Raw genomic sequence first — 7,635 nt, 5'->3', positions numbered from 1 at the left:
CATCCACCCCGTCAAGCCACACCCACCCGGCAAGCCCTCCGCCGAACGATTCCGTCACGGAACCCGCTTTCCCATTGACTCCGGGAGTTCAATGATGTTGATTCTCATTATCATTCGCTGGTCTGCAACAAATCACGGCGGTCCGGCGCGAAGCGCGCCTGGGCCTGGCCGAGCCCTGTCTGTCATTCCCGGTCAGGCCAGGGGCGAAGTGTGTCTGGATTCAGGTGACTGTCTTGAGTGCTCCATCCCCCGCCGCGCGTGAGCGCACGCTGCTGTGGCTCCTCGCGGCGGTGCAGTTCACCCACGTCGTCGACTTCATGATGCTGATGCCGCTGGGCCCGCTGCTGATGCAGCGGCTGGGGCTGTCGGCGACGCGGTTCGGAGCGCTGGTGTCCGCGTACACGCTCGCGTCCGCGGCCATGGGCGTGCTGGGCGTGTTCTGGCTGGATCGCCTGGAGCGCAAGCGCACGCTGCTGATGCTCTACGCGGGCTTCATCGCCTCCACGCTCCTGTGCGGCGCGGCCACCGGGGCCACGGGCCTGCTCATCGCGCGCACCGTGGCCGGAGCCTGCGCGGGCCTGATGGGCGCCGTCGTCATCGCCATCGTCAGCGACGTGGTGCCGGCGGAGCGCCGGGGCCAGGCCATTGGCACCGTGATGACCGCCTATGCCCTTTCCGCCGTGGCGGGCGTGCCGCTGGGCCTGGGCCTCGCGAACCTCGGGGGCTGGCGCGCGCCGTTCATCGTCCTGGCGGGGCTCGCGGGCTTCGTGTGGCTGCTGCTCCTGCGCTTCCTCCCCCGCGTGGACGGGCACCTGTCCCAGGCGTCCGGCGCCGCGTCGTCCACCGCGGGCTTCACGCCCCGGCTGGCGCTGGGCTGGGGACTCACCTTCACGGTGGTGTTCGCCAGCTTCCTGCTCATCCCCTACCTGGGCGCCTTCATGGTGGGCAACGTGGGCCTGTCCCTCATGGACCTGCCGTGGGTGTACCTGGCGGGCGGCGCGGCCACGTTCGTGTGCTCGCGCTGGATTGGCCGGATGGCGGACCGCCTGGGCCCCGCGCGCGCGCTGGCGCTGCTGCTCGTGGCCACCATGGCGCCGCACCTGCTCTTCACGCACCTGCCGCCGTCACCCCTGCCGGTGGTGGCCGTGGTGTTCATGCTCTTCATGACGCTCACCTCCGGCCGCGCCATCCCCACCATGGCGCTGGTCGCTTCGCAGGTGCCGCCGTCCCTCCGGGGCCGCTACCTCGCGGTCAACATGGCCGCCAGCGACGGCGCCTCCGGGCTGGCCGCGTGGATGGGCGGTCTGCTGCTCAGCACCGCGCCGGACGGCACGCTCATCGGCTTCGCGCAGCTGGGCTGGCTGGCGGTGGGCATCTCCGCGCTCGCGCTCGGGATGCTGTGGACCTTCGTGGGCCGCGCCGTGCGGTTGGACGCCACACCCGCGCCCTGAATCCCTCTCAACCCCTCACCAGGACCCGTACATGTCCCAGACAGCACCGCGCCACCCGTCCCTGCCCCGCCCCATCGTGGGTGAACTCAAGCTGGAGCGCTCCAACCAGCTGCTCGCCGAGGCCCGCAAGTGGGTCCCCGGCGTCACCCAGACGATGATGAAGAAGCCGGACCACTTCGCCCCCGGCGCCTTCCCCGTGTTCCTCGCCAAGGGCCAGGGCGCGCTGGTGGAGGACGCGGACGGCCAGGAGTACATCGACTTCATCCAGGCGCTCGGCGCGAACATGCTGGGCCACAACCACCCGGCCGTCGCGGAGACCATCCGCAAGCACCTGGCGGAAGGCATCATCCACTCACTGCCCACGCCGGTGGAAGTGTCGTCCGTGAAGGCGCTGGTGGAAGTGATTCCCGGCGCGGAGATGGCTCGCTTCTTCAAGACGGGCGCGGACGCCACCTCCGCCGCCGTGCGCCTGTCGCGCCACCTCACCGGCCGCGAGCACATCGTCACCGTGGGCTACAACGGCTGGCACGACCACTTCATGTATGACACGCCGGGCGTGCCCGCGACGGTGGCGAAGCTCACCACCCGCCTGCCCCTCTTCACGCCCCCGGACGAGCCCGCGCTCATCGAGCACATCGAGAAGCACGGCGCCCAGCTGGCCTGCGTGCTGCTGGCCATCCCGTACAACCGCACCGTCACCCGCGAGTTCCTCCTCCAGGTGAAGCAGACGTGCGCGAAGCACGGCGTGATGTTCGTCCTGGACGAGGTCGTCACCGGCTTCCGCCTGGCCCTGGGCGGCGCGCAGCAGTTCTTCGACGTGCAGGCGGACTTCGTCACCCTGTCCAAGGGCATCGCCGCGGGCATGCCCCTGTCCGCCATCGCGGGCCCGGAGAAGTACCTGTCGCGCCTGAGCGAGCTCCAGGTGTCCACCACCTTCGGCGGCGAGATGCTGTCGCTGGCCGTGTGCGAGGCCGTCCTCAAGGAGTACCGCACCACAAACTACGTCGAGCACATCGCCAGCATGGGCCGCCGCCTGCGCGACGGCGTCAACGCCCACGCGCGTGAGACGGGCTCGTCACTGGAAGTCATCGGCTACGACGCCGTGCCCTTCTTCCGCTTCAGCAAGGTCATCCCCGAGCACATCGAGAAGATGATCCCCTTCCAGGCCGGCATGGCCCGCCGGGGCGTCATCCTCCGCCGCGATCTCAACTTCATCAGCGCCGTGCACACCGTGGAGCAGATCGACCACACCATCGCCGCCGCTGGCGAGGTGCTCCGCGAGACGGCCGCCGGCTCCAAGGCCAGCGCCGCCTGAGCCTGAAACATCCGCTCGCCCGCCGCCCGTGAAGACAGACATCGGACGGTTTCACGTTTGAGCCATCTTGACAGGGATTCAGGACCATGGCACTTCCGCATCCTGAAAATGAGAACGGTTCTCATTTTCACTCAAACGACCAGGGCGAGCGGGTGATGGCTTCAACGACGGGACACGCGGTGGTGACGGGCGCGGCGCAGGGCATTGGCGCGGCGGTCGCGCGCAAGCTGGCGCGCACGATGCCCGTCGCCATGTTCGATCAGAACGCCGCCGGGCTGGAGCTGCTGGTGGCGGAGCTGCGCCAGCAGGGCCTGAAGGCCACCGCGTTCCCCGTGGACGTGCGTGACAAGGACGGCATCGAGGACGCCGTCGCGCACATCGATTCCAAGCTGGGCCCCATCCAGGTGCTGGCCAACGTGGCGGGCATCCTGCGCATGGGCTCCGTGCTCACGCAGAGCGACGCGGACTGGATGTCCACGTTCGCGGTCAACACCCACGGCGTGTTCCACATGTCGCGCGCGGTGGCGAAGCACATGGTGCCCCGCCGCTCCGGCGTCATCGTGACGGTGGGCTCCAACGCGTCCGGCGTGCCGCGCATGCAGATGGCGGCCTACGCGGCCTCCAAGGCCGCATCCACCATGTTCACCAAGTGTCTGGGGTTGGAGCTGGCCCAGCACGGCATCCGTTGCAACGTCGTCTCCCCGGGCTCCACCGACACCGCCATGCAGCGGGGCATGTGGACGGATGACTCGGGCCGCGAGGCCGTCATCATGGGCTCGCTGGACACCTACCGCACGGGCATCCCCCTGCGCCGCATCGCCACGCCGGAGGATGTCGCGGACGCCGTGGTGTTCCTCACGTCCGACCAGGCCCGGCACATCACGATGCACGACTTGTGTATCGACGGCGGCGCCACGCTGGGCGTCTAGCGCGCCCGCGACGTCCGCCTTTCTCCCCTGACTTCCCCTCCCGGGACAAACGCATGTCCCTCCCCGCATCGCCCCGAGTTGAGAATGATTCCTGATAGCAAAATCACTGGACGGCAGCAGGACGCGCGGACGGTGGACGGCGTGGTGGGCGCGCCCGTCGTCGCGCGCGAGCCGGAGCAGGAGGCGCTGTCCTCGCGGCTCCTGCGCGACTACGACGCGGGCTCGTTCTTCTTCGCGTCGCCCAAGCGCACGATGCTGGCGCGCGGCGTGTTCGCCACGGTGCCGGACGCGGGCGGGACCAACTCCCTGGACGGCCTGCCGGAGCGCGTGGCGGCGGTGCTCAGCGCGTCGCGCGACGCGGCACATGACATCCCGGTGGCGGTGGGCGCGGTGCCCTTCGACGGCAAGGTGGCCGCGCAGCTCGTGGTCCCCATGACCATCCAGCGCGCGGGGCCCATGGTGTTCGACGGGGCCGCCGCCGCGCGGTCGCCCCTGGCCGGGCAGTACACGCTGCGGCCCGTGCCGGAGCCCGCCGCGTACAAGGACGGCGTGGCGGCGGCGCTGAAGCTCATGCAGGAGGGCCCGCTGCGCAAGGTGGTGCTGTCGCGGTCGCTGCACGTGGACACGGCGTCGCCCGTGGACCTGCGGCAGCTTCTGCACAACCTGGCCCGGCGCAACCCGCATGGGTACACCTTCGCGGTGGACCTGCCGCAGCACGCGGACGCGGCCCCCGGCGCGGGACGGCGCACGCTCATCGGCGCGAGCCCGGAGCTGCTGGTGGCGCGCTCGGGGTTGCAGGTCCTGGCCAATCCGCTGGCGGGCTCCGCCGCGCGAAGCCCTGAGCCGGTGGAGGACCATGCGCGGGCCACGAAGCTGATGGCCTCGCCCAAGGATCTGCACGAGCACGCGGTCGTCATCGACGCGGTGGCGGAGGCGCTGCGGCCCTTCTGCAAGACGCTGGACGTGCCCAAGGGCCCGTCGCTCGTGAGCACCCAGACGATGTGGCACCTGTCCAGCCGCATCACCGGTGAGCTGAAGGACCCGTCCATCACGTCCCTGACGCTGGCGCTGGCCATGCACCCCACCCCGGCGGTGTGCGGCCACCCGACGGCGCTGGCGCACACGGCCATCGGGAACATCGAGCCGTTCCACCGCGGCTACTACACCGGCACCGTGGGCTGGTGCGACGCGAACGGCGACGGGCAGTGGGCCGTCACCATCCGCTGCGCGGAGGCCGACGAGCGCACCCTGCGGCTGTTCGCGGGCGCGGGCATCGTCGTGGGCTCCACGCCGGAAGCGGAGCTCGCGGAGACCGAGGCCAAGTTCCGCGCCATGCTCCAGGCCTTGGGCGTGGGCCTGGAGGTGCAGCCATGAGCACGGCGCTAGAGCACCTGCCCGGCTGCCCCACCTGGCCGGAGGACTTCGCCCGGCGCTACCGCGAGGCCGGCTACTGGCGCGGGGAGACCTTCGGCCAGCTCTTGCGCGACCGCGCCCGGGACTTCGGGACGCGCGTGGCGCTGGTGGGCGGCACGCACCGCTGGACGTACGCGGAGCTGGACGCGCGCGTGGACCGGCTGGCCGCGGGCTTCCATGCGATGGGCATCCGTTCGCGAGACCGCGTGGTGGTGCAGCTGCCCAACGTGCCGGAGTTCTACGAGGTCATCTTCGCGTTGTTCCGCATGGGCGCGCTGCCGGTGTTCGCGCTGCCGGCGCACCGCGCGTCGGAGATCGGCTACTTCTGTGCCTTCACGGAGGCCGTGGCCTACGTCATCCCGGACCGCTTCGGCGGCTTCGACTACCGGGGGCTCGCGGAGCAGGTGAAGGCCGCCACGCCCACGCTGAAGCACGTGCTGGTGCTGGGCGACGCGGGGAGCCACACCGCGCTGGCGTCCGTCGCCACGGAGCCCGTGGCGCTGGAGGGACCGTCGCCGTCGGACGTGGCGTTCTTCCAGCTGTCCGGCGGCAGCACCGGCGTGCCCAAGCTCATTCCGCGCACGCACGACGACTACATCTACAGCCTGCGCGCCAGCGTGGACGTGTGCCGGCTCTCTCCGGAGACGGTGTACCTGTGCGCGCTGCCCGCGGCGCACAACTTCCCCATGTCCTCGCCCGGCGTGCTCGGCACCTTCTACGCCGGCGGCACGGCGGTGATGGCGCTGAACCCCAGCCCGGACGTGGCCTTCCCGCTCATCGAGCGCGAGCGCGTCACCGTCACCGCGCTGGTGCCTCCGCTGACCATGGTGTGGCTGGACTCGTCGCTGGCGAAGAAGCACGACCTGTCCAGCCTGAAGGTCCTCCAGGTGGGCGGCGCACGGCTGAGCGACGAGGCCGCCGCGCGCGTGCGCCCCACGCTGGGCTGCGGGCTGCAGCAGGTCTTCGGCATGGCGGAGGGCCTGGTGAACTACACGCGCCTGGACGACGCGGAGACGCGCATCGTCACCACGCAGGGCCGCCCCATGTCGGACGCGGACGAGCTGCGCGTGGTGGACGATGACGACGTGCCGGTGGCGCCCGGCGGGACGGGACACCTGCTCACGCGTGGGCCGTACACCATCCGCGGCTACTACAAGGCGGAGGCGCACAACACCAAGGCCTTCACGACGGACGGCTTCTACCGCACGGGCGACCTGGTGCGCCTGACGCCCGAAGGCGACCTCGTGGTGGAGGGCCGCGCGAAGGATCAGATCAACCGGGGCGGCGACAAGGTCGCGGCGGAGGAGGTGGAGAACCACCTGCTCGCGCACCCTTCCGTCAGCGACGCGGCGGTGGTGGCCATCCCGGACAAGTTCCTGGGCGAGCGCACCTGCGCCGTCGTCATCCCCCGCGGCGAGGCCCCCTCCCCCTCCGCGCTCAACGCCTTCCTGCGCCAGCGCGGCCTGGCGTCGTTCAAGATTCCCGACCGCATCGAGTTCGTCGCGGCCTTCCCGCAGACGGGCGTCGGCAAGGTCAGCAAGAAGGCGCTGCGCGACAGCCTGCGCCAGTCCCTCTCCACTCCTTCTCCCTGAAACCGGAGCCCTTCATGGCACTGCCTGCCATTGCCCCCTATTCCATGCCCGGCGCGGCGGACCTGCCCCGGAACAAGCTTGCCTGGACGCCCGAGCCCAAGCGCTGCGTCCTGCTCATCCACGACATGCAGCGCTACTTCGTGGACGCCTTCACGCAGGGCCAGTCCCCGGTGACGGACCTGGTGGCCAACATCCAGCGCCTGCGCGAGCACGCGGTGAAGCTGGGCATCCCCGTCGTCTACTCCGCGCAGCCCGGAGACCAGACGCCCGAACAGCGCGGCCTCCAGATGGAGTTCTGGGGCCCCGGCGTCCGCGCCGGCCCGAAGCAGCAGATCATCGAAGCGCTCACCCCCGTGGAAGGCGACACCGTCCTCACCAAGTGGCGCTACAGCGCGTTCCGCAACACGCGCCTGATGGACCTGATGCGCGAGCAGGGCCGCGACCAACTCATCATCTGCGGCATCTACGCGCACATCGGCTGCCTCCAGACGGCCAGTGACGGCTCCATGAGTGAGATCCGTCCCTTCCTCGTCGCGGACGCGGTGGCGGACTTCTCGCTGGAGAAGCACCGGATGGCGCTCGACTACGCGTCGCAGCTCGTCGCGTTCGTCACCACCACGCAGCAGATGATGGACGCGATGCCGGTGCAGGCCGCCTCCGCGGCGGTGGACCGCGAGCAGCTTCGCGCGGCCGTGGCGGAGCTGCTGATGGAGTCCGCGTCGGCGATTGGCGAGGACGAGAACCTGCTGGAGCGCGGCATGGACTCCATCCGCCTGATGAGCCTGGTGGAGCGCTGGCGTCAGGGCGGCACGGAGGTGTCCTTCGTGGAGCTCGCGGAGAAGCCCACGCTCACCGACTGGTACGCGCTGCTCGCCGCGAAGCAGCCTGTCGCGATGGCCGCTGGCGCGCGCGCCTCATGACCCGCCCTCGGGGCG

At 70.5% G+C, this 7,635-nt stretch carries 6 protein-coding genes; all 6 read left to right on the top strand.

What is annotated here, in order from left to right:
* The first annotated feature begins 224 nt into the window (after positions 1–224).
* On the top strand, positions 225–1,451 hold the full coding sequence (gene mxcK / locus D7X32_RS26575) for a myxochelin export MFS transporter MxcK (RefSeq protein WP_120605373.1): 1,227 nt from the start codon (positions 225–227) through the stop codon (positions 1,449–1,451).
* 31 nt (positions 1,452–1,482) lie between these two features.
* Positions 1,483–2,766, top strand: a complete 1,284-nt coding sequence (gene mxcL, locus D7X32_RS26570) for a myxochelin B biosynthesis transaminase MxcL (protein WP_120605372.1) — start codon at positions 1,483–1,485, stop codon at positions 2,764–2,766.
* A gap of 155 nt (positions 2,767–2,921) precedes the next feature.
* Positions 2,922–3,695: a 2,3-dihydro-2,3-dihydroxybenzoate dehydrogenase gene (locus D7X32_RS26565; RefSeq protein ID WP_120605371.1), complete on the top strand. Its 774-nt coding sequence runs from the start codon at positions 2,922–2,924 to the stop codon at positions 3,693–3,695.
* Between the two features lie 84 nt (positions 3,696–3,779).
* Positions 3,780–5,069, top strand: coding sequence for an isochorismate synthase DhbC (gene dhbC / locus D7X32_RS26560; RefSeq protein WP_120605370.1), 1,290 nt, complete (start codon positions 3,780–3,782; stop codon positions 5,067–5,069).
* Entirely contained in the window at positions 5,066–6,700 is a 1,635-nt protein-coding gene (locus D7X32_RS26555; RefSeq protein WP_120605369.1) for a (2,3-dihydroxybenzoyl)adenylate synthase, read from the top strand. The genes dhbC and D7X32_RS26555 overlap by 4 nt, the downstream gene beginning before the upstream one ends.
* 14 nt (positions 6,701–6,714) lie before the next feature.
* Positions 6,715–7,620: an isochorismatase family protein gene (locus tag D7X32_RS26550; protein ID WP_120605368.1), complete on the top strand. Its 906-nt coding sequence runs from the start codon at positions 6,715–6,717 to the stop codon at positions 7,618–7,620.
* The last annotated feature ends 15 nt before the right edge of the window (positions 7,621–7,635 follow it).

This window comes from Corallococcus carmarthensis (genome assembly GCF_003611695.1).
GTDB lineage: Bacteria > Myxococcota > Myxococcia > Myxococcales > Myxococcaceae > Corallococcus > Corallococcus carmarthensis.
Note: the sequence above shows the minus strand (reverse complement) of the source record. Positions and strands in the feature narration are given on the sequence as shown.